Raw genomic sequence first — 21,609 nt, 5'->3', positions numbered from 1 at the left:
AATTATCGACTCCAATGCTCTATCTGACTGCGCTTATTTTGGTGCTCAGGGGGCCGTACGCGTTGAAGGCGAAAGCCTCGCGGCCCGGATGGCTTGCCGGCGCCTTTGGCTTAATGGCTGTCATCTGTCTCGGCTTCGTGGTGCCCGTCCCAGAAATAGACGCTTTACTAGGATCGAAGGGTTACTGGAATCTATTGGGTGCGACGTCCACGACCTTGTCGTTCCACTTCATGTATCAAGCCATCCTTATACACACATCCAGAACGGCACCGAGACGCTATCATCCGTTCCTGATATTTGGCATCCTCTCGTACTCGGCCTCATTCATTCTGATTGCAGATGAACAGACGTTTATGTCTGTGGACGAGTTCATTGGCGCACTTATTGATCAACCCTGGACAGCTCTTTATCTCACCATCTACTTGGGTGCCGTTGCGACGATCTCCCTGCTCTCACTTGAGGCAGTCCTGCACTCACAGCAGCGCTCCAGAGTATTTATTGCGGGCTTCTCGCTGGTCGCCCTAGGCAACGTCATCGATATCTGCCTTCTCTGGCTGCAGCACACTGGCTCCATCAGTAGTCAAGCATCGGTTCTGCTCTATTCCTCGTACGTCGCGGCCTTTTTCACGGGTGCCATCGTTCTCTGCATTGGATTTCTGAGGGGTTCCGTCCGATCGTTGCGCAAGTACTGTGCGTTTCTCTACTGCGCACTACGGCTGCGCCGAATTCTCCAGCGGACAGATGTAGAACAGCCCACGGTTGCCCACGCGCTGCGGGACCCGAAGATTGCCTGCTATCAAACGTTGATCCTCCTCCGAGACCTAATGACGCTTGACAACTTCAACGTCACCGGTTCGGAGCTGGCACTTACACATCGGACCGATGTTCTTCTTACCGATTTCCCACTCACGTCCTCAACCTAAGGAATTTTTACGCATGGCTCCGAATCTTTGGCTCAGCGCTACAGCTCTCGTTGCGCTGGCGCTGCCAGTCGCCGCAGCAGCTGCCCTAGGGCAGAAAATGACTGCCTGGAAGGAACCCAAAGAACGGGAGCTGACGATCTCCCCCGACCGCCGCGAAGTGACATTGCAGGCAGATGCGAGAACTCGGGCGCCTGGTACGTACGGACTACTCCTGCCCGGCATTCATATCGTTGTAGGAGCCGTCGTCTCGGAAAACCCTGAATCATCTGAGGTGACCCGAGAAATAATTGAATGGACCGGACCCCTGGTAGCAGGCAAGGTGCGCGGCAGCTGGACGGGCCAGGCAATTGCGGCACCGGAAAAGCTAAACATGGATTATGAAGAGGTCAGCCTTGGGGCAGCAGCCGGGGAACTCCCGGCCTGGATTTTCCACCCCGCGCACCCATCACCTGACATGTGGGCAATCCACGTACACGGGCTCCGGTCGTCTCGCTATTCGATGCTTCGCAGCGTTGAATCAGCCACAAATCTAGGGATGACCTCTCTAGTCCCGTCCTACTTCGGAGACGCCGAGAATCACTCCCAAGGACAGGTCTGCCATTACGGCAGTCTTGAAGCGAACGACGTTGAAAAGGCACTCGCCTATGCAGCCGAGCACGGTGCAAAGGCCATCTATCTATTTGGGTGGTCAATGGGTGCAACGATCTCACTCCTTCTCACCGAGACGTCCAACTACAGGTCTCTTATCACTGGCCTCGTCTTGGTTTCACCGGGACCCAACACAGAAGCAGTTATCGCCGAGAATGCCCGAACCGCGGGCCTCCCCCGAATGATCGCAAAGATCGTTCCGAAGATTTTGTCAGCGCCCTTGCTCAGCCGCCTTGCCTCGCTCGCTGAGCCAGTAGATTTTGGAAAGCTCAATTGGACTCACGCACCTGCCCGACTCGACGTTCCTGCACTGGTACTGCATTCACGCGGCGACACCGAAGTGCCCTACTCTCTGTCGGCTGAGTTCGCGATGGCCAATCCAGAAAAGGTCACGCTCAAGGAGTTCCCGGCTGTCCCCCACCAGTGCGAATGGAACTCTTCACCCAAGCTGTTCGAAGACGAGGTTGCTGCATGGTTCAGAGAACGTGAAGCCTCTGAGGACACAGGCGCGCCAGTAAACACCGCCCGGACGCGCCTGAAGGACAGCAGATGCAATGAACTCGACTAATTGCAGTGCAGTTGCACTAGTATTGGAATGAGGTTGAATTGGCGTCGACCACGAACGGAGCAGATTGAGGAGCGGATGCAAAGATCCGGCCGCGTCAGAGGAGCGGAGCGACCCGGCGTGTCCGCTGCAGCCTGGTGACAATATGCGGAGCAAAAGTAATGCCGAACTGGGACAGGCTTCGGGGCCTGAGTCGACCCATGGCTGAGGCCCCGACACGCCGAGCCGCAGCATCCCACTTAATGCAATCTAATTGCGATTGGCTGGTCCCAGCACCCTATTTAGGAGGACTCATGGCACGCATGTACAAAGGCGACCGTCACGTTGTCACGGCAAAGATTCCAAGGGCCGATGCAGATAAGTTACGTAGAGTCGTAGAACTTACTGCTGAGACCCGGTCTGACATCGTGGCTAGGCTCCTACATGAACACCTACAGACCATCGACTTAGAAGCACTCGACGCCCAGGACAAATTGCCTATGGCGAAGGCGTCATGACCACCACAAATTTCAAAAGGAGCTGCCCATCGGCATCGCCTCTTAAATGACGAAGGCCCGCACGAGGCGGGCCTTCTAAGCATTTGACTCACTACCTTATTTGCTTGCCGGCGACGAGGTAGAGAGTCCTTGAGAATCAACTCGGGCCTTACGGTCCGGGCATCTTCCTATCCCTTGAGAGGAATAGCATCATCGTACCCCACGAGATGCGCGCATGCACAGACTCACAGAGTCCGGGCGCGCCGCATGCACCAAGCCGTCCCACCGAAGCCTGGACCGCGCTAGCTCCCTTGCTTGCTGGACAGCCTCGCATGCGCCTCTCCCGCGACGGCGGAAAGACTTACCCACAGAAACATGAACGAACCCTAACGCCAGCACTTCCGGCTTTTCCTGCGGCAGTCCGGATCTTCGGCAAGGACGGCACATGCACGGCGATCTTCCTTGACTTCGACTCCTCAGTCGCGGGTATCGACCGGGTAGAAGCCGATGTCCGAGCCGTTCAGACCTGGTTGCATTCATGCGGTGCACGGTGGATTGAGGACTACTCCCCCAACGGCGGACGACACGTCTACATCCCGCTGGAGAAGCGTGTCACGTTTTCGGAAGCCCGAGATCTTGTAGAGGCCTTGGGTAACCGTCACCGAAGCCTCGATAAGTCCCCTCACCAGAACCTTTTGCACGGCTGCATGCGGACTCCGGGTTCTCCCCACAAGCGCGGCGGCCACCAGGAACTGGCCATGAGCCTCAGCATGGCTTACGACGTCGCCCGCCGGCCCAACTCAACCTCCGTCTGGGCCGCCATGAACGCCGACCTAGCCCTCGAGATCAGCGCTGTGCGTGTGCTGCGTTTGGAACAGACGTTCACGCCAACGAACGACGAAACACCCAAAGTTCAACACCCCACCGGCCGTATGTCCCGGCTTATGAACCAAATGGCACAAACAGGACTCTATGATGCGAACCGCTACGCGTCCGACTCCGATGCCCGGCAGGCAATCCTCGTCGCAGCAGCGGCAGCCGGGATGGAACTAACCGATGTGGAACGCCGGATGGTCCAGGGGACCTGGCCAGGACTGGCCTCTTTCTACGCCCGCTATGCCTCCCGGCACCGACGTCAATCGCTGCACCGTGACTGGCTGGAAGCGGTTTCCTATGTAAAGAAAAACCCAGGATCCAAAGTAGGAAATAACAATGCCCATAAATCCCCCACAAGCCAGCCAGCTACACACGCCCTAGGGAACCAAGCAAACTCGATCTCTACGAACTCCAACGCCGAGCACCAGCACATCCGAACCTGGCGCAACGCTCTAAGGCTTAAGGAGCACACTTACACCGATTCGAGGACCGGGCTGGCTCGCAGGATGGTTCTAAGGTCGCTTGGGGAGGCTGCACACATGACCGCGTCCAGGTTTGTGGAATTTGGTGTCAGATCGATCGCAATCGCTACAGGACTTGACCACACGACTGTCGGAGCCCATCTGAGAGCCCTTCGGGAAGAGAACGACGGCTTGGTGACCCTGGTCGAGGAAGGACGCGGCACTAAAGGGGATCTCTACATGCTTACCGTGCCGGAAGATGTGAAGGCGGCAGCCGAGGATTTGTCCTGGCAGAAAGGCAAAATCCATGCCATGAGGCCCGTATTCCGCGAACTCGGCCTGCCGGCGGCCTTTGTTTACGAGGCCTTGGAGCACTCCCCCGGACTGTCGACGACCGACATCATTACGCTGACTAGGCTTTCCAGGACGACTGTCAGCGAAGCCCTCGAGGTAATGGCTGCATGGAACATGATCGCCCGGGACAACAAAAGAGCCTGGTCAGTGGTCGCTGGGACGTCGTTAAAGGACCTTGCCGAGTATTTCGGGGTCATGGAAGCTGTCGCCGCGCAGATGCACCGCTACCGGATAGAACGAATCCTCTGGAAGGAATGGCTGTCCAAGAACGTCAACACTGTAGCTGAGCTCCTCTCCCCCGGTGAGGATTACCCGTGGGAGGACTTCGAAGGTCCGCCCGACGACTGGGCCATGGCAGATATGGCGTTCACACGGGCAGGGTGATGCGTCCTAAACGAGTCAGCCAGCCCTAGAGTCTGGTAGTGACGTACTCTGTAAGTCCGGTATTTGCGAACTTACAGAGTCGCGGTGTCCTATCCCCGAAGGCGTCAGGTTCGCAGGGGCCAGGCGGACGTGACACTCCGTATGTATTTAGGCCCGTGGGGTTAGGCCCAACGCAACGCGGAGCTCATCCTCAGTGGAACCCACCAGTTCGTTCTGGCGCTGCAGAAGTAGGTCTACGGCAACTCGGATCAATGTGTTGTCCGTAATCCGCTCTCCCTTTTCCCGACGGGCGCGTTGAACCCTAGTAGCTAGTACCGTCAGCTCATCGGCTTGGTCTGCATGCAGGCGCAATTCCTTTCGGACCAGTTCCGTGTAATGGGTATGACTGGAAACAATGGGTCGCTCAGCCTCATCTGCCGTCTGAGTCGAAGAAGAATGAGCGTCGGTCCTCTCCTGCGTGGCCGGAATGTCCGACTTCACTCCCCCACTTGACTCTGGTGCAGGGTCAGCAGCCGGAACGGGTGCGTCAGCCTGTCTTGTCGAGGGTGCTTGTGACTCATTATGCAAAGCAGCGGCCTCATGGACAATATGCAGGGTGGGTGCCTCTCCACCGAGGTCAATAGGAGGGGCTTCCTTAATCTCCCGTGTCTGGTTTGCAAAGTTCTTGAATCCACCTCTGAGCGCCATTGAGTTCAGCCCTTTCTGGTCTTGGCCCAGAGACTGAAGAGTTCCAGGGCGACGTCTTTATAATCCATAGTTGCTTTCTCAGAGTTCCGGGTCTTTTCGTAGGAAGTGACCACCGTCCCGTACATGGGCGCCCGTTCGTGAGCCTTGTAGGAGCGAACAAAAGAGTTGCATACGAGGATCCCCTGCTCTCGCAACATCTCTTGGGCGTCCAGCGCATCCTGCGGGGAGCGAGAATCGGCTTTAGTGACAACAACTCTGTAGTCCAGACCGGAGGGTTGGACTATCTTCTCGAAAGTGTAGACGAGAGGTAAGAGGGCCAGAGGAGTGGCTTCTGTCGGCATCACAATGAAATCTGACTGGCCAACGATCGCCTTGAGCACCTGAATGTTTTCTAGGTTGCCAGGAGTGTCGACGAAGACCGTGTCATAGTCGAGACTGCGCATTTGTGTGAGCGCTTCGGGATCAGTTTCAGTTGCAACGTCGAACTGCAACTGCTCCTTTTCCGGAAGTTCCTCGGCGTTGGTTGCCCACATCGTTACTGAACCTTGTGGGTCGGCGTCAACGACAAGCACCTTCGAGCTCTGAGCGGCAACGGCGGCAAGATTCATCACCGTGGTGGTTTTTCCCGCGCCGCCTTTTTGGTTGACGACAGATACGACTCTCATGAGTGCTTCCTTAATTTCGGTTTCCGTGGCACTCGGACGGACTGCGGATAGGACTCCGCCAAAGGTGGTCAACCCAAAGGGGTTGCTCATCTCGATTAAACGGAGAAACATCTGCTAGTCGCCGGCAAGCGCTACGCCAAAATTACCAGTCACTCTCCTCAACAGCCGTACGAATCGCCGTCGACGCACAGAGTCAGTGAGTGCGGTTGTCTGTGACTCCATGACTCCGTAACTCTGTTAGTCTGTGGTTTTTTGTGTTCTCGTTAGCAGCCGGTTCGCCCCTCGGGAATGCCTGCGTCCTTCTTATTGCCGCTCGGCCAGCATCCCTCAAGGGATTATGGGAGCGAAAGCGTCCAGTGAGCGCTCTCCAAATCAAGGGAATTGGCGGACAGATACAGAAGATCCTCGACTCGCGCAGTCTGGGATCGGGCCCTGGGGCGCTATTCCCCGGACTCTGTTACTCCCGGAGCAACAGACTCAGAGAGTTCGGGGGTTTGACGATTAAGAGGGAAAGGAATGCGATGGTTACTTCACGGCGGCGGCACTCCCCCAGCCAACACGCCCCTGGAAACCCTGGCACGAATTCCCGAGGCTTACTGGGCTGGCATTTCTTCGATGATCGGTCAAGGTGAAGGCCCTACTTCCGTAGACCCGGCGTCGTCTTCGTCCTGCGGGTGCTGCTGATTAGCTAGTCAGTCAGCGTGGCCTGCAGTGCGTACCCCTCCCCCGCGAACGTCCGATTCCCTCCTATGTTGCTCGACTGGCAGCCCTAAGACCAAGGATTCCGGCGCGGGATTCAGCGGTCAGGTTCGTTCGTAGACTGAAATGAAATGAGAGGAGTTTGGAGTTGGGCGGGCGCTGTCGTGAGGCGCCGGATGCTGCATGACTCTGGTACTTCCGTAGTAACAGACTCCGGTGGTTTGTGAGTTTGTGAGTTTGTGGGTTTGGGGGTGCCGGAGTCACAGAGTTCGTGAGTTGGGTAAGTTGCGTGGGGTGTTCCCTGGCCGGCTCCGGCGGCCTCGATCCCACTGATGCGGGAACTCCCGGAGTCACAGATTCACGAAGTTTGGTGGTGGTGGCGCTAAGGAGTATGGCCTACGGACTCGCCGACTCCGGTACTTCCGTAGTAACAGACTCCGGTGGTCTTTTGGGTTCGCGGGCGACGGAGTCACAGAGCTTTGAACTGGCTGTCGTGAGGCGCCGGATGCTGCATGACTCTGGTACTTCTGTAGTAACAGACTCCGGTGGTTTGTGAGTTTGTGGGTTTGAGCGTGCCGGAGTCACAGAGTTCGTGAGTTGGGTAAGTTGCGTGGGGTGTTCCCTGGCCGGCTCCGGCGGCCTCGATCCCACTGATGCGGGAACTCCCGGAGTCACAGACTCACGAAGTTTGGTGGTGGCGCTAAGGAGTATGGCCTACGGACTCGCCGACTCCGGTACTTCCGTAGTAACAGACTCCGGTGGTCTGTTGGTTCGCGGGCGACGGAGTCACAGAGCTTTGAACTGGGCGTCGTGGAGGCGCCGGATGCTGCATGACTCTGGTACTTCCGTAGTAACAGACTCCGGTGGTTTGTGAGTTTGTGAGTTTGTGAGTTTGTGGGTTTGGGGGTGCCGGAGTCACAGAGTTCGTGAGTTGGGTAAGTTGCGTGGGGTGTTCCCTGGCCGGCTCCGGCGGCCTCGATCCCACTGATGCGGGAACTCCCGGAGTCACAGATTCACAAAGTTTGGTGGTGGCGCTAAGGAGTATGGCCTACGGACTCACCGACTCCGGTACTTCCGTAGTAACAGACTCCGGTGGTCTGTTGGGTTCGCGGGCGCCGGAGTCACAGAGCTTTGAACTGGCTGTCGTGAGGCGCCGGATGCTGCATGACTCTGGTACTTCCGTAGTAACAGACTCCGGTGGCTTGTGAGTTTGTGGGTTTGAGGGTGCCGGAGTCACAGAGTTCGTGAGTTGGGTAAGTTGCGTGGGGTGTTCCCTGGCCGGCTCCGGCGGCCTCGATCCCACTGATGCGGGAACTCCCGGAGTCACAGACTCACAAAGTTTGGTGGTGGTGGCGCTGAGGAGCATGGCCGAGGGACTAAAGGGCCGAGGGGTTCATGACCAGTCAGGGTGTGCTGGGTGGGTCCGAAACGACCGCTTGAGGCTCGTTGCCGGAATCCAACTCGGTCGCAAGGTCGGAAGGGACGTTTGGACCATTTGGCGGGGGAGTGAGCCTAGCGGGCTGACTTGGAGTGTGCCGCGGCGGAGCCTGTCCAGCTTCCACGTGGCGACCTAGTCCCCTCCGCTGAGGCGATCGATCATTGTGTCCAGCTCGGGGAGGCTGGTTCAAGTGCCCTGATTCCGTGGTCTCGATAGATGCGTTCGCACGCCGCGGCCTCCAGATCCCGGGGTGGCAGGGCGGTGTCCTGCTCGGCCGGGCTCACAGGGGCGTATCCTCCGAGGCGCCTCATACGGTGCCCTCCCAATTTTCTTATCAAAGGGCAATTTCCCTTGTTTCTTGGACGAGTAGGTTGAGACACATTATTGGGACAGTGGGGGAGCGCGAAAACCCGGGTACGGAGGGGTGCGTCGGCGGGACCGGGCGACCGGGTGGGCAAAGTCCTGTCAAAGGATCCTTTCCTGAGATGCCTGCCAGTCTCGACTGCGCCACAAGTTACTTCCGCATGCATGGGGGGACCGGTTCTGGAATGTCTTATGAGACAGGCCTATTTAAGCGTTCCGCTACGCTAGTCGACTGCGAAAACTAAATCAGTCAAAACGTTGGCGGCACCCTTTTATGAGCGGACAAGGGGACGGCAAGAATTGGCGCTTCCGGAACGAAGACTGGAATCGTGAGCAAGAACCTCGTTGGGTCCGCCGATGAGCTCCATGGAGAAGTGCGCAGCATGCGTTGAACGCCGCCGGAAACCAGGGTGCCGGGACGTGACCTTCAGCAATGGCCGTGTCAAAAGGACCGAACCGTTGACCGGGGTGGTCCGGAGAAGCTACACCGCAAGCGCAGTGGAGCAGATCATCATCGACAAGCACACCACCAACACCGAGTAACCGGACAGCGAGCCGGACGGCTGACCCCAATGCAGCCGCCCGGCCACCCACCCCAGCAGGGCCGGGAACCTCCCGAAAACCCCGGATTTCCTTTGCAGAGGGAAACCAGGCAGGTCCGGCACATGCCGGCCCTGCTGCATTTATGAGAACCTAACAGCGTGTGGCGACAGGCTGGCGACTTGAGGCTCTTACATCAACCTGTTCCCGCGGTCGAAGCGTATTCACCACCCTGCCGGAAGGTTTGCAAGCAGGAGAACCCTTTCCAATAATGCTCGACGTCCATGTTGGCGAGCGTGAAGGCGAAAGATTGCGACTCCCGAAGGGCAGTGCTCAGCCGGACGGCATCAACGAATTCAATCAAGATCCTGAGCTTAAGAACCCACCGCCCCGAGAGACTGGCGATGTGGTACTGGGTGACCTCTTCGTCATAAAAGCGGTCGAGCAGTTGGTGGCTCTGATCGTTGCGGATGTTCTTCATGGTCCTGACCCAAGAGATCAGGTCCGGCCCACAGAGACCCGGCGCCATGCCCACTACTGGGGCTGCCAGCTCCGCCACACGTTGCTGGTAGCTGGGCTGATCGATATGGTTCAGGGCTTCGCTGAACAACCTGCCAGCAAGGGCTTCATCCTCGAAACCGCTTACGACAAGATCCCTAACGCCCGCTTCTCGTGCCGCGCGCGTGGCGCGCTTCACGGCGCCATTACTGAGGGGGGCGAACGGGCGACGTTCGCCGAACAATCGACGGTGAAGTCCTTCAAGGGCGGTGGCAACCGCCTGGGCATCGATCTGGAGTACGCCGGCTGTGGCGGAAGCGATGTAGGGCAACGGGTCCAGCTTGAACGCCATGAGTAGCCAGCGAGCCAAGTGTTGGAGTGAGATCTCGTTGAGCGGCAGAAGCTTTGTTCTCGAAAACTTTGCCGCGTCTGAGGGCGGTGGAGAGCATTTGTACCAGTTCCCGTTGTCGAGCTGAATCTCTACGTGAGACAGATCAATCGGGCAACCCGTCCACAGCACCAGGAATTGCGTGATCGCCGTCATGACTCCCTGCCGAACGACTCTTAGTTCTGCGGGGTCCGACAGTTGGACTTCTAGACCAGGTCTGTCTTCAAAGGTCCAAGGTTTTAGCGTACCGCGCCAAGGGCCTTCGGTGACAGCAGACGGAGGGTCGTTGAGCCATCCCGCGTGGCCGGACGAGAACTTCCAAGTCCATCGGATGCCGTGAATCGGGTGTTCGTGGCCGTCGACGTAAGTGCCCAGGACATGGAAGGAACCATGGAAAGTCTGTGTAAGAGGGCCAAGGAAAAAAGGGCTGGTGTCCATATGGGCATTGAGAAGCGTTACTGCGCCATGAGCATCCAGCTCACCCAGGATCGTGCGGGGCGCGAAGTCCGCGACAATCGCCGCAGGGTCATCACTGATAGTGATGTAGCCAGGGTGTACCTCGAGATCTTGTGGGGTGACGCAGAATCCTTCAAGCTCCAAAGAATAACTGCTCTGTTCCAGCGATAGAGTCCCTGGGATGCGGGGGCCATTGCCTACCCAGAATATTCCTGCTCTGTCATCGCTCACACGGCTACGATATATCTGAACCGGCGCTGCCGATGTGCCGCTCCCGGAGGGTATTTCCGACCAGGCCATCGATGCGCCAAGAACGGCCGTTCATGCGGTCGACCGGGTAAGTAAAGGCCGGCTCGGACCACGTCGAGCGCAGATTCCGATTTTACTAAGCTAGTGCCGGTATGGGACGCGTCCCGGGAATGAAGTTTGCGGACGGTCAGGGCCTTCCGTACAACATTGCAGGCAGTGTTGAGTGAATACGCGATGATCGTTTCGTTGGAAGTCAACTGGCCGTTGAGGACCTTGGACACCCCGTCGTCGTCCTGTGCTTGAAACACTGTCAGGTACCTCCAAGCCCACTGGCGGCCATGGGCAGCTGCGGAGCAAAATTGCCAGGTCAGGGCGGCGTTTCGAACGTGGAAGTGCGTGGAAATTTCGTCAATGAGAGGCAGGTGTTGGAGAGCCGTCTTGACTTCTTTTTGGGTAAATCCATGCCGGTCCAGGCACGCAGTGAAAATGTCTTGGAGATCTTTGTCTATCTCAGCCGTGTGGTCCACAGCCCTGGCTGCTCGTATCTGGTCGAGGAGACCGCGGTACTCCAGAGTGAGTGCGCGCACGGCGATCGAGCGTGGCTCATCCTGTTGCAGGACCCAAAGAGCCGTGGATGCGTTCTCAATTGCTCCACGAATCAGGGTGTACGGGGCAAATATGTGCTGCGAGCCGGCGTCGACGATCACCATTCTGAGGGCGTGGAGGTGGTCTACAGCGGTTAGTAGGAGGTAGCCGACTACGTGGGAAGCCTGGTGCGGTTCGCTCATCGCGTCAGCAAGGTGCAAAAGCGACCCAGGAGCGGTTTCGTAGGATTTTATATTCCCTTCATGCCAGTCACTGATGGCAGCGAAATCACGGCGCATACCGGCCCAAGCCCGCGCAGACTCCCGCGTCCGTGTTCTCGGCAGATTCACTGCCGTCAACACTCAAGGCATGTTTCTTCGTGATTGGGCCCCTGGTACTCCACGTCAACTTCCCTTGGCATGTGCATGCGCACGAAGAACGTCGTTCAGTTCTTTGCAAACAGCTCTCTGTTGAAGGGGACGTTCTTGTACTGAATGCGGACGATGACGGCCGTGTTGGCCTGGAAAGAAACCCCGGACAGGGACTTCAGATCTTCATCCGGTTCCAAGCTTCCGTCGTCAACTTCAACCTCATAGACCGATCCGCCCCCTGCTGGCTGGGTTTTGGTCGTTGGATCGGACCACATGCCGGCATATACACGGGCCAGCTTTACATCCGAGGTCAAGTACACCTTGTCCGGGCGTTGGGCTATGTCGGTTAGGCCGCCTTCCAGAGTCGATTGGAGGGTGGTGGACAAGATACCAGTCCGGCTCGGGGGCAGTATCAGTCGGTTGTCCTCGAGCCCAGGAGCGCCGCCGTGGAAGAGGAAAAGTTTGGTCATTGATCGTCGTCGATCAGCGCCAAGAATCGCTCGAAAAGTCGTTCTTGTCGTTGAATGAGCGAGGGCAGCTTTGCGAAACCGAAGAGACGGTCAGTTATCCTGTCGAGCTTTTCATGCGCTTCGATCAGGTCAGTTGGCATCGCCAAGGGATTGTAGAGCTGATTCAGGCTCGCTTGTGGGTGTGCTTCGCGAGCGGCAATGACGGCTTTTCCCGCTTCAATTAGGCGCTGCCGCATGGACGCGTCGACGTTCGGGAGTGGGTAGTTGTTCCACGTCAAAGTGCTGGAAAAGCGGGGGTCAGATTTGAGTCTTCCCCCTACGGTCTTCTGCCACGTCATGAACATGGCAGAGGATATAACCGCGAACAGGAAACCGTCAGGATCCGGTGTTGTGAACGTTGCGTCCCCAGGCACAACGTCAGGCGTGAAATAGGCGACAGTCGCGTAGTCCCGGTCCTCGCTGAAGTGGCGGGGGATGCAAAGGAAGTTTGTCAGAGGCTGTTTTGGACGATGAAACCGGTACGGCTTGTTTGCGTTTTTCGCTATGTCTTTGTCGCGGTCGTCTTCACTGCGCCAGGCTCTAACAGCCGCGATGTGCTCGCGTAGGATGTCGTTCTCTGTGATTAGTTTGGCATCTGGCTCTGGCATCCAGATGCACCAGCGGACCTTGTCGTTGATGAGTTCCTTAGCTCCGATGAAGCGCTTTACATAGCGGGCTGCGGAAGGATCCTTGCGGAGTTCTTCTGCCTCACCGTCGGTAAGGAAAAGATTGCGACCGTCCCCAGCCATGGATCCGAACCCGATCGTGCTGGTCAGGGACTCGTTTAGTGGAGTGGACCTTTCCCCGACGTAAATATTTTGCGCGTCAATGAGGTAGCCGTTGATCGTCGATACGGAGAGAACCTCGACCGGGGTCCCTTTTAGCAGTGGGTAATCGAAGAGTCGAGGCGTGGATGCCTCACGGTCGAAGCCCACTATTACGCAATGAACCTGGGCGGGCCCGGTTGCTTCTGACTTCCAGAGGAATGTGCGGTGGGCAAAACGGATGCGCCAACCATCGGTGATCAGTTTTCCGAAGAGCGGAGGAACGTTCGTTCCCTGCACGATGGAGTTTGTGGAGACGAAGGCAAAGCGGCCGGCCGCCTTGTCGAGATACTGTCGCGCCCGAATAAACCAGCTTGTGACGAAGTCTGTTTCGCCGGAGTAGTCCTTGCCCCAGACCCCTTTCATGTGGGCAGTCTGGACGTCGCTGCGTTCCTTTTTTCCCAAAAACGGCGGGTTGCCAAAGACGTATGTCGTGACCCCGTCGGTGGGAAATTCAGCGTTCCAGTCCGTGGTCAAGGCATCATCGTGAACGATTCTGGCGGCCGCCTTGATCGGCAGAATGTCGGGGGCGCCCCCGAGCGTATGAGCCATTTTGGTGTTTGCTTGGTGCTCGACGAGAAACATTGCTGTTTCGGCGATCTTGGCCGGCCACCAGCTGACTTCGATACCGCCGAACTGATCGGGTTTTACCTTGAGATCCCACGTGGCGTCCAAAGTGAAGGTATTTTGCTCGCCCCGGAGTTCGCGCAGTCGCTCCAGCAACCGCAGTTCAAGGTCACGCATCTCGCGATAGGCAACGATGAGGAAATTTCCCGATCCACAGGCAGGGTCTAGATATCTGATGTTCTCGAACGAGTTATGAAGCTTGACCAAGGCCTGTTCGGAGAGCCATGCGTCCTGCAAGCGCTCCTCCATCTCGTCAAGGAACAGTGGCCGAAGAGTCTTGAGGATGTCGGCTTCAGAAGTGTAGTGCTCGCCGCCCGCGTGACGTTTCGCCTTGGAGGACATGCCTTGAAACAAGGACCCGAAGATGGCCGGGGAGACCTGACTCCATTCCTCTTCCGTTGCCCGTAGGAGCGCCTGACGCATGTCGAAGTCAAAGGCTGGAATGTCTACCCGGTCCTTGAAGAGCCCGCCATTGACGTACTTGAAAACGGCCATGTGACTATCGAGTTTGGAAGACCTGGTGGGCGAATCGAGAACCTGGAAGAGCTGAGCCATAAGGGCGCCAGTGTCCGAACCGTCTTCTGCCGTGAACTCACGGATGAAGGTCTCGAAAGCATCCTTCTCCCAGAGCCCTTCAGCGTCGTCCCCGTACAGAAGGAACAACAGCCTGGTCATGAAAATCGATGCCTGCTCACCGTCCTGAGTGTCGACGGCCGCATCTACATCGCCCAACAGGGCGTCATAGAGGGCGCCCATAGCGCGGGCTGCCTTGATGCTTACCGCTCGTTGCTCCTCAGACGACCGCTTCGGAGCCTGATAGCCGGAGAGGAAGGCAAAACGCGAAATGTTCCTTGGCAGTTTGGAGATCGGGAAACGGAAGGGCGGATCCAGAGGTGATTCCAGATCGGTGATTTGGACCTCAGCGAAGTCGCTCGTCACGATGTAGCGGGGCATTTCCGCAGGCTTGAGATCGCCCCCTGCTAGATAGTCATCGGCTTGGTTGCCAGCCCCGTCAAGGTCCTTGCCGAGCGACTTGTGTTCCGCGATCATCACTCCGGGCATGAAGACGTCAATGCGCCCCTGCTGTCCCGTAGATGCTCGCTTGGCCCAGCGTTCAAATGTGGCCGTTGAGTAGCGGTCAACGCCGAAGATATTGAAAAAGTCATTCCACCAAGATTGCGCTTCGGCGTTCTCGCGACCTTCGTTCTTCCACTTAGCCACGAAGGCTTGTGCCCGCCTGGTCATCTCTGTACTGCTAAGCACCTTTGACTTAGTGCTGATCCCTAGTGCCACGGTTTATCCCATTTCCCCATAGACCGGCGCACAGAACGACGGCGAGCTAATGCTATAGGTAGTAGCTCAGAGTGCATGGTTGACACTTGGGCGTCATCAATTTGGAAGATAAATCTTCGTGCAGGGCCCCCTGCGTCTACGGAGCAACGGCTTCGAACATTCCCTGCAGTCGAGTTCGAAAAACGACACTTCATCATGAGACCCGACCCGGACCCGGAGGTGTTGGTAGCGATCCGTACCCTGAGGGAATGACAACATCAAAGGCGCCGCGAGGAAGCCGCCTGCTCGCCATGGTCGCCCCTGAACTGGCTGCACAGTTTGTTGCGGAGCGGAATGCCGGGATAGACCTTGCTGCGCTCAGCGCAGGGTCTCCGAAGAAGGTCTGGTGGGTCGGACTTTGCGGCCACGAGTGGGAGTCATCGGCGTACAATCGGCTGCTAGGCCAAGGGTGCCCGTTCTGCGCCGGGAACCGTCTGCTTACGGGCTTCAACGATCTAGCCACGCTCAGACCCGACCTCGCGGCGGAATGGCACCGAACTCTTGTTTTCACGAATTTGGCCAACGCTAATATGCGGTCAGCGACGCTTAAGAGAGCTAACCTCTACGCCGCGGATTTGAGGCTTCCTAGTTTGGCTGAAGCCAACCTCGGGCGCGCAAATTTGAGGGCGGCCAGATTGGCAGGAGCTGATCTCCCCAACGCGAACCTCTCGGGAGCAGATCTTTCGGGTACGGATCTATCCTCGTCAAATCCAATTTCTCCTACGGGCTCCCTCCGTGTTGGGACTCCGAAACTGTATGGCCTGCTGGGGTGCAGGGGCCGGACATTTCCACCCTGAGGTGCGAGGACTTGTGGCCGCCTGTTCCTTGATGAGGGCGACCCGCACCCTCATGACCCGCACCGCCGCTAGTCGGCGCTGTTGGCGATCTGTTCGATCTGGGAGTCAAGGCTGTAGCCCGAGAGTATTCGCTGGGTTTGTGCCCGCTGGAATCTTTCATGTACGCCGTTAGCGTTTACTCCTGTTATTAGGTATGGAAAAACCCGCCATAAGCGGGATCTAGGCACTGCATGTCAGTTGTCGTAATGTCGGGTTATGGTTGCCGCCAGCCCGGAGAAAGCTAAGGAGCCCTCTCAGGTTCCTAGTAAAAATGCGCAACGAGTCTCCCGCCGGAAATTCTCCTTGCCACTGCTACTGCTTGAGGTGGGCATCGCGCTGGCCTCCGGGGGCTTGTCAGGAACCGTCGTGGCTGCCTGGTCTGTTTCCGAGCAAGCCCGAATCGACGATATAAGATCTGAAAGAGAAGGACAGCGGGAGGAGTTGCGGTCCGCTAGAGAGGCACGGCAAGAAAACCTTCGCTTCGTTAGGGATCGGTCGTCCTCGCAAGTGGTGGAAAGGCCGTTTCAGGAGATAGATCTAACCGGGCAGAACCTCACAGGCCTCAAGCTTTCTGGGGCTGACTTCAGTGGGGCTGTTCTAAAAGATGCAAAGCTGGGTAGATCTGACCTTGTAGGTACCAACCTACGAGAGGCCGATTTATCCGGGGCCGAGCTAAATAGCGCAAACATGCAAGGGGCATCTTTATTTCAGGCAAATCTAAAGGACGCCAACCTTGTTTCCGCCAATTTGAGGGGAGCGAATTTGGCATGGGCAAACCTGGAAGGGGCTATTCTCGTTCTGAATGATGTCCGCAGGGTGTGTTACGACGACACGACCGTATGGCCCGCCAGATTCACGCCACCGGTAACGCGCTGCAACTTTTGGCCTCCCCCCGGTAATCCCTAATAGCCAGCGCGCCCAGCTTCTGGACCGAGGTAGACGCTGAGGCGCCCCTTGGTTCCGGGTATACCCAAGGGGCGCCCAAGTCCAGGCCGTTGAGAAGACTTCTTTAGGCTTGGGGATGTGGAGGAGGAAGCCGTCGTCCATGCCGTCCGGCCGCCTGAGAGGACTCCGCTGGGCGCTTGGAGGTCAAGGAGTTCTTCGAGTTTTGTGCGGCCAGACGGTTGTTCTGCGCGTAGAGGTTGACGACCTTGTTTCAGCCGTTTTCAAGGGACTGTTGCACAACAGCTTTACCATCACGCTGTCGCCGGACAGTTGCGCCTGGTCAAGGAGTTTGAGGGCCTTTTCCTGCCCGCCGCTTCTTTCGAGGGCTCCGGCGCGTTCCTGTGCGTCCCGGACAGAGCCCGCTTCAACGAAGGGACGCCGACGCTCAGACCACTCGGTGGTCTCCTGCGAGGGCGGTCCCTTGCGCGCTTGCATGGCGGTTGTCCGCTCTGGAGAGGGTAGAAATTTCATGGACTCAGCCTCGCACATAGGCGTCCGGGCCAGTGAAGACGCTTGGATGGCCGTGAACATCTATCTTCCGAATACAAGCGGGAGTGCCTGCATGCTCTGCACTGAAGGAAAAGCAGGGAGCGTCGGACGCCCGCTACTACTCAGCGTTTCCTTGGGATGTCACCGTCACACTCAATCATTAGGCCCTGTCCCTGGCCCATTGGAAAACAAAGGCATCCGCAGCGTCCCGGGCAGTTTTTAGCCGCGCTAGCTTCAGCAGTAGCTCGTCGGCTACTTCATTGACCTCCTCGGCGGCTGCGTTAGTCTTCGTGAAGTTACGGCGAGCCTCCTCGTAATCAGAGAATGTCCGCTGAGCACGAGTCAGGCATAAGGATGATTCGGATAACGCGCCGTTGAACTCTTTCAATGCCGGGCGACAATCCGGTTGCTTCCCCAGCAACCGCAATAGGTGCTTCCACCATTCCGGCTTCGCCATCAGATCAACCATGATTCCGACATCTTCAGACAGCGCCGCGAACTCGGCGGCTGTCTCTGCTGAGACGTTGCGCTGTGCCGCGCGTGCTTCAGTGAGGTGCAGTGGCTTCTGTAATCTCCGAATGATCGGGGCCATGCTCTGCACAATCAGCCGTTGATACTGGCTGTGATCCGAAGCGTTCTCCATCACGGGCTTAACGGCTTTCTTGGCGAGTGCTGAAATAGGTTTGAGCATTTCCGACGGTTCCATCCGACGATCCTACGTTCCCCACTACTCATTGAGGGCAGGGCCTGTTCTTGGTGCGTCGTGCGCCCAATGACGCCCCGGCGGGGGCATCTTGCGGCCCTAGCAGCGCCGTTGCCTTGCGCCAGGCAGTGCGGGGTGCGCGCCAGCAGCGGGGCAATCCTGAGGGAACCCCCCACGAATGAGTGACTTACGCAGCAGGAGGGTCAGCTAGAACGACCAGGACTCAGATCTCGCCAAGCCAAAGAAGTTCACTGTTTCGACACCTACGGCGGCGGCAACATTTGGTACTTTTTGGTTCTTGTCTAACACGCCGTGGCCAGCAAGTTTTTCTTCCGTGACGATGGCCCGGGCTTCCGCTGAAGCGTGAGCGACGAGCCATGGGTCAGCAGCGTTGAACTCGCCCTGAACCCACCCAGGGAATAGCTGGGCAATTTCCGCCACAGTGGCTACCTCTTCATCGGACACTTCACAGACAAAACCGTCGTATCGTTTGGCCCAGCCGTGCAGGTCGTCACCGCCGCGGGAGAGCTCATCGAGTACGTCTGGACACATGCAAAGCCTACCGACGTCAATCATTGACTCCAGCGCGTCCCACGGCCCTGGAAAGATGTCACGGGGATAGTGCCGGTTGAGGTTGATGAGGATGTTCGTGTCCACGGTGAAACGGCTCATGCTTCTCCGCTCCTATGCAGTTCTTCCTGCATTTTCACGAGGGTTGGTACCCGGGTCTGGAGCATGTAGCAAGCGTCGAGGGCATCTATGCGGTCCGTTTCCAAGGCTCGTATGACGGTTTTGACGTAGCGGGGTCCGAGGTCTCTGTAGCGAAGCCGCCAGTGCGGAACAAAACCGTCGCGCTGTGTCTGACGGCGGCGGGTCTCCGCCCAGCGCTCGTCAGATGCCGCTCGAGCAGCCTCTAACGCTGCATGATCGATCATTCCAAGGGTTTTGAGGCGGACTGCTGCGGCTAGTTCGCTGACCTTGAAACGGTTCGCGATGGCTTCCGCGGCTTCGGTAGGAGGTATCGCCCTGAGGAATAATTCGACCCGTTGCGCGGGCATCAAAACTTCCGCTGCGAAGGCGTTGCACAATGCCTCCGTGTCGCTGTTATCCAGAACGAGGCACACACCGCTGGAACGGTTGAGGAGGTGTCCGACTTCGTGGAAAAGAGTGAAGACCTTTCCATACGCGGAATCAGCGCCGTTCAGCAAGATGAGGGGCAGGACATCGTGGTGGACTGATAACCCGCGGAAGGTGGAGACGTCGATGCCGGTGGTGTGGAAGACCTGGAAGCCTAAATCCTCGAGTTTTGCCCTCCAGTAGGAGAAAACTTCGTTGGCGGAGAGGCGTGCAAGGGGATCCCCCCCTTCCGCGGAGCCGACGACGGCAGTCTTGAACTCTGCAGCCCTGGATGTCATCTCGTTCCAAGAGAAAGGTCCATGTTGCATTGGGGCTGGAGGCCCTGCCAGTTCCAGGTACGTTCTCCGGTAGGTTTCGGCGCGCTTGATCTCTTTGAGGAGCGCTGCAGGTAGATGTTCATCCTGGCGGCCACGGAAATCCGGCGTGGCGGGTATGCCTGTGTCCTCGGGAGGCGCTACGAAAAAGAATGCCGGGGTCCGGTCCAGGCGCTTGGCTATGTTTCGTAGCTGGACCAAGGTAGGGAAGGTCTCCTGGCTCTCCCACTTCTCAACCTGCTGTGGACTCACGTTCAGGCTAGCGGCGAGGCCGGGAACATCCAGGCCAAGGGCTTCCCGGGCCCAAAGGAGGGTCGGGCCATGGATGGGCGCACGTACAGTCATACCTCATCCTCCCCGTCCCTAGTACGTTGACCTTACCCAATTTGCTGTAGCTGTCAGTGTTCGGCTCTCAATAAGGACCTAAAACGTGGATTGATTGAGTAATAGTGAGGAGCTCTCATCCCTAAATGCATGGGCTTAATTGAGTCTCAGACCCAAGCAGTGCGAGGCGGCATGCCTGACCTCCGATTCCCTGGCAATTCACTTGTCGTTCCACCGTTCGTGTGCGGGCTGTCGGCTGATGCCAACGGCGCGGCCGATATCGGCCCAGGATGCTCCTGCGGATAAGCGTCACGGAACGTTCGACTCCCGGAGGCGCTATCCGCGCCGGACGTTCCGGGATCCGGGTGGACGGCCGCGCGTTCTGCCGTCACGCCAACCTGGAAGGAGCCTGTTGAGCTGTGCTTTTTTGTTCTGGTCCAGTTCGTCGCGGCGGTATTTCATGCGTTGGATGTGCAGCCACATGCCCAGGAGTCGTTCTTCTTCGCTGCCTGTCTTCTTGTGGCGGGGCCAGTCGTTCCCGGCAGCCATGTAGGTGGTGAGTTCGTGCAGGCGTTGGTTCCAGCGTTTTTCGTCGTCGTCTTTGCGGGTGCGTTGTTCCCAGCCGGGGATTTGTTTCAGGCCGTCGCTGTAGGTGGGGGAGAGGGTGCCTTGGTCGTGGTCCTGGCGTCGTCGGAGTAGCCAGGTGGCCAGGGCTCGTTCCCGGGTGAAGGGGGACTTGGTCGAGGGGAGCCGCCCTTCGGCTTTGTACAGGGCGATGGTGTCGTGAAGGTTTTGCAGCCCGGCGAGAGTGACGCGCGTGGCCGGAGCTTTGCGCGACGCATTGCGGTGGTCATCCCTGATGAACGGTTCTGCCGCGGCGGCGATGGCCAGGTGGTAGCGGACCGTGCTTTGAGCCGCGCCCATTGTGGCGGCGATTTTGGTAGTGGTGAGGCCTTGCCGATACATCTGGACCCACTCAGGGTGCGGTGCTTCCCGCTTCTGTTCGGGCATTCCGGTCAGCTGTCCGTGCGGATGGTGATCAGCTTCGTGCCCTCGGGGATGGCGGCCTCGAGGGCGGCTTTGGCGGTCTCGTAATCCTTGCCGTGGGCGGTGATGTGGTCGATGCTGCCGTCGGTGCTTTGGATTGTTCCGGTGACTTCCACGGGATCAGCCTAGTTGGCTCACCGGGTTCCCGCCGGTTGCGCGGCGAAGCCCTCCAAAGCGTGATGCAGCCGCGGTAGGTGAGGGAGGGAGTCCACGGGCCGTGCCCCGCGAAGGTCTGCTGCGGGGGTGATCATCCAGGTGGTGAAGTAGTTGTGCGGGATCTTCAGTTCCATCGCGTGCCGGAACAGGGACACCACGGCAGGGTGGAGCTGGCCGTCAGGGAGGAATTGGAAGCCCGGGCAGTAGGTGCCGTCGTCGATGAAGACCCGGACGAGCTGCCGCATCACCGGTTCCGGGTCCTCCATGAGTTCGGCGAGCCGGCGCCGGACCTGCTCCAGGGTGGGCAGCGCGAACTCGGCCCTGACGGCTTCCCAGACCTCGTCGGGCACGGGTCTGCCGATGATGGGTGGTGGCATCAGCTGCCGTCGTCAATGGACTCGAGCAGCCACTGCGTGGCCAGGGGCTGGCGGCGCAGGGTGAAGGTCCGCAGCGGGCTGTTGGTGCCGGGGATCTGGGCTTGGACGCGCCAGTATTCGACGCTGACCAGGTCCCCGCTGCCCACGGCGGCGGTGCGGCGGGTGTCCCACCAGGCGTCGCGCCCGTACCAGTGCTGGGTGTCGGTGGCGGGGTCCACGAGCCAGATCTGTCCGTCGTGGCGGATGGCCAGGGGTGTGCCGGCGGGGTCGGTGCGGACCTGCAGGTCGTGGGTCCGGGCGGGTGCTTCGGGGCTGATCGTCATCAGTTCGTTCTTCCGTGGTGCTGGTACTGGTGCTGTCGTG

General features: G+C 58.3%; 18 protein-coding genes. 7 read left to right on the top strand and 11 right to left on the bottom strand.

Going from position 1 to position 21,609, the window contains the following annotated elements; all coding sequences use genetic code 11:
• Window positions 1-14 precede the first annotated feature (14 nt).
• From AB4Y73_RS13035 to AB4Y73_RS13025, 3 genes are all read left to right on the top strand, one after another.
• Complete coding sequence (locus AB4Y73_RS13035; RefSeq protein ID WP_441872193.1) at window positions 15-923, top strand: hypothetical protein; 909 nt, start codon at window positions 15-17, stop codon at window positions 921-923.
• A gap of 97 nt (window positions 924-1,020) precedes the next feature.
• Window positions 1,021-2,139 (top strand): alpha/beta hydrolase family protein, encoded by a 1,119-nt coding sequence (locus tag AB4Y73_RS13030; RefSeq protein ID WP_441872191.1) that lies wholly within the window; start codon window positions 1,021-1,023, stop codon window positions 2,137-2,139.
• Window positions 2,140-2,944: 805 nt separating this feature from the next.
• Entirely contained in the window at window positions 2,945-4,687 is a 1,743-nt protein-coding gene (locus AB4Y73_RS13025) for a MarR family transcriptional regulator (protein WP_441872188.1), read from the top strand.
• Window positions 4,688-5,379: 692 nt separating this feature from the next.
• Here the strand turns inward: AB4Y73_RS13025 and AB4Y73_RS13020 are convergent.
• Entirely contained in the window at window positions 5,380-6,039 is a 660-nt protein-coding gene (locus AB4Y73_RS13020; RefSeq protein ID WP_441872186.1) for a ParA family protein, read from the bottom strand.
• A 2,920-nt stretch (window positions 6,040-8,959) separates the two neighbouring features.
• Here AB4Y73_RS13020 and AB4Y73_RS13015 point away from each other — a divergent pair.
• Complete coding sequence (locus tag AB4Y73_RS13015) at window positions 8,960-9,082, top strand: hypothetical protein (protein ID WP_441872185.1); 123 nt, start codon at window positions 8,960-8,962, stop codon at window positions 9,080-9,082.
• 193 nt (window positions 9,083-9,275) lie between these two features.
• Here the strand turns inward: AB4Y73_RS13015 and AB4Y73_RS13010 are convergent, their stop codons facing one another.
• Window positions 9,276-10,652, bottom strand: a complete 1,377-nt coding sequence (locus tag AB4Y73_RS13010) for a HEPN domain-containing protein (protein ID WP_441872183.1) — start codon at window positions 10,650-10,652, stop codon at window positions 9,276-9,278.
• 356 nt (window positions 10,653-11,008) lie between these two features.
• Here AB4Y73_RS13010 and AB4Y73_RS13005 point away from each other — a divergent pair, with 356 nt between their 5' ends.
• Entirely contained in the window at window positions 11,009-11,413 is a 405-nt protein-coding gene (locus AB4Y73_RS13005) for a hypothetical protein (RefSeq protein WP_441872181.1), read from the top strand.
• A 287-nt stretch (window positions 11,414-11,700) separates the two neighbouring features.
• Here AB4Y73_RS13005 and AB4Y73_RS13000 read toward each other — a convergent pair whose 3' ends face one another.
• Together AB4Y73_RS13000 and AB4Y73_RS12995 are read right to left on the bottom strand one after the other, a co-directional pair.
• Window positions 11,701-12,012 (bottom strand): hypothetical protein, encoded by a 312-nt coding sequence (locus tag AB4Y73_RS13000; protein WP_441872179.1) that lies wholly within the window; start codon window positions 12,010-12,012, stop codon window positions 11,701-11,703.
• Between the two features lie 80 nt (window positions 12,013-12,092).
• A complete protein-coding gene (locus tag AB4Y73_RS12995; RefSeq protein ID WP_441872177.1) occupies window positions 12,093-14,831 on the bottom strand; it encodes a DNA methyltransferase in 2,739 nt (912 codons plus the stop codon).
• Window positions 14,832-15,127: 296 nt separating this feature from the next.
• Between AB4Y73_RS12995 and AB4Y73_RS12990 the strand changes: the two genes are divergently transcribed.
• The gene (locus AB4Y73_RS12990) at window positions 15,128-15,715 is read left to right on the top strand and encodes a pentapeptide repeat-containing protein (RefSeq protein ID WP_441872174.1); all 588 of its coding nucleotides are present in this window, start codon (window positions 15,128-15,130) and stop codon (window positions 15,713-15,715) included.
• Window positions 15,716-15,970: 255 nt separating this feature from the next.
• Window positions 15,971-16,660: a pentapeptide repeat-containing protein gene (locus AB4Y73_RS12985; RefSeq protein ID WP_441872171.1), complete on the top strand. Its 690-nt coding sequence runs from the start codon at window positions 15,971-15,973 to the stop codon at window positions 16,658-16,660.
• Window positions 16,661-17,348: 688 nt separating this feature from the next.
• Here the strand turns inward: AB4Y73_RS12985 and AB4Y73_RS12980 are convergent.
• The 7 genes from AB4Y73_RS12980 to AB4Y73_RS12950 all read right to left on the bottom strand — a co-directional run bounded on the left by AB4Y73_RS12980 (window position 17,349) and on the right by AB4Y73_RS12950 (window position 21,569).
• On the bottom strand, window positions 17,349-17,894 hold the full coding sequence (locus tag AB4Y73_RS12980; RefSeq protein WP_441872168.1) for a hypothetical protein: 546 nt from the start codon (window positions 17,892-17,894) through the stop codon (window positions 17,349-17,351).
• Between the two features lie 204 nt (window positions 17,895-18,098).
• Entirely contained in the window at window positions 18,099-18,563 is a 465-nt protein-coding gene (locus tag AB4Y73_RS12975) for a DUF4411 family protein (protein ID WP_441872166.1), read from the bottom strand.
• Complete coding sequence (locus tag AB4Y73_RS12970) at window positions 18,560-19,687, bottom strand: helix-turn-helix domain-containing protein (protein WP_441872164.1); 1,128 nt, start codon at window positions 19,685-19,687, stop codon at window positions 18,560-18,562. Before AB4Y73_RS12970 ends, AB4Y73_RS12975 begins: the two co-directional genes overlap by 4 nt.
• Window positions 19,688-20,002: 315 nt before the next feature.
• Window positions 20,003-20,677, bottom strand: coding sequence for a helicase associated domain-containing protein (locus tag AB4Y73_RS12965; protein WP_441872163.1), 675 nt, complete (start codon window positions 20,675-20,677; stop codon window positions 20,003-20,005).
• 5 nt (window positions 20,678-20,682) lie between these two features.
• Window positions 20,683-20,829 carry a hypothetical protein gene (locus AB4Y73_RS12960; protein WP_441872161.1) on the bottom strand — a complete coding sequence of 49 codons (147 nt, stop codon included), beginning with the start codon at window positions 20,827-20,829 and terminating at the stop codon, window positions 20,683-20,685.
• A gap of 18 nt (window positions 20,830-20,847) precedes the next feature.
• Window positions 20,848-21,246, bottom strand: coding sequence for a hypothetical protein (locus AB4Y73_RS12955; RefSeq protein ID WP_441872159.1), 399 nt, complete (start codon window positions 21,244-21,246; stop codon window positions 20,848-20,850).
• Entirely contained in the window at window positions 21,246-21,569 is a 324-nt protein-coding gene (locus AB4Y73_RS12950) for a hypothetical protein (protein WP_441872157.1), read from the bottom strand. The genes AB4Y73_RS12955 and AB4Y73_RS12950 overlap by 1 nt, the downstream gene beginning before the upstream one ends.
• Window positions 21,570-21,609: the final 40 nt, after the last annotated feature.

The sequence above is a fragment of the Pseudarthrobacter sp. TAF60_1 genome (assembly GCF_052113505.1).
Lineage (GTDB): Bacteria > Actinomycetota > Actinomycetes > Actinomycetales > Micrococcaceae > Arthrobacter.
Note: the sequence above shows the minus strand (reverse complement) of the source record. Positions and strands in the feature narration are given on the sequence as shown.

Excerpts from the sequence above, each read along its gene's own strand:
- AB4Y73_RS13035 (WP_441872193.1), top strand. The coding sequence starts at position 15 with ATGCTCTATCTGACTGCGCTTATTTTGGTGCTCAGGGGGCCGTACGCG.
- AB4Y73_RS13030 (WP_441872191.1), top strand. The coding sequence starts at position 1,021 with ATGACTGCCTGGAAGGAACCCAAAGAACGGGAGCTGACGATCTCCCCC.
- AB4Y73_RS13025 (WP_441872188.1), top strand. The coding sequence starts at position 2,945 with ATGCGCCTCTCCCGCGACGGCGGAAAGACTTACCCACAGAAACATGAA.
- AB4Y73_RS13020 (WP_441872186.1), bottom strand. The coding sequence starts at position 6,039 with ATGAGAGTCGTATCTGTCGTCAACCAAAAAGGCGGCGCGGGAAAAACC.
- AB4Y73_RS13005 (WP_441872181.1), top strand. The coding sequence starts at position 11,009 with ATGGGCAGCTGCGGAGCAAAATTGCCAGGTCAGGGCGGCGTTTCGAAC.
- AB4Y73_RS12995 (WP_441872177.1), bottom strand. The coding sequence starts at position 14,831 with ATGACCAGGCGGGCACAAGCCTTCGTGGCTAAGTGGAAGAACGAAGGT.
- AB4Y73_RS12990 (WP_441872174.1), top strand. The coding sequence starts at position 15,128 with ATGACAACATCAAAGGCGCCGCGAGGAAGCCGCCTGCTCGCCATGGTC.
- AB4Y73_RS12985 (WP_441872171.1), top strand. The coding sequence starts at position 15,971 with ATGGTTGCCGCCAGCCCGGAGAAAGCTAAGGAGCCCTCTCAGGTTCCT.
- AB4Y73_RS12980 (WP_441872168.1), bottom strand. The coding sequence starts at position 17,894 with ATGGAACCGTCGGAAATGCTCAAACCTATTTCAGCACTCGCCAAGAAA.
- AB4Y73_RS12975 (WP_441872166.1), bottom strand. The coding sequence starts at position 18,563 with ATGAGCCGTTTCACCGTGGACACGAACATCCTCATCAACCTCAACCGG.
- AB4Y73_RS12970 (WP_441872164.1), bottom strand. The coding sequence starts at position 19,687 with ATGACTGTACGTGCGCCCATCCATGGCCCGACCCTCCTTTGGGCCCGG.
- AB4Y73_RS12965 (WP_441872163.1), bottom strand. The coding sequence starts at position 20,677 with ATGCCCGAACAGAAGCGGGAAGCACCGCACCCTGAGTGGGTCCAGATG.
- AB4Y73_RS12955 (WP_441872159.1), bottom strand. The coding sequence starts at position 21,246 with ATGCCACCACCCATCATCGGCAGACCCGTGCCCGACGAGGTCTGGGAA.
- AB4Y73_RS12950 (WP_441872157.1), bottom strand. The coding sequence starts at position 21,569 with ATGACGATCAGCCCCGAAGCACCCGCCCGGACCCACGACCTGCAGGTC.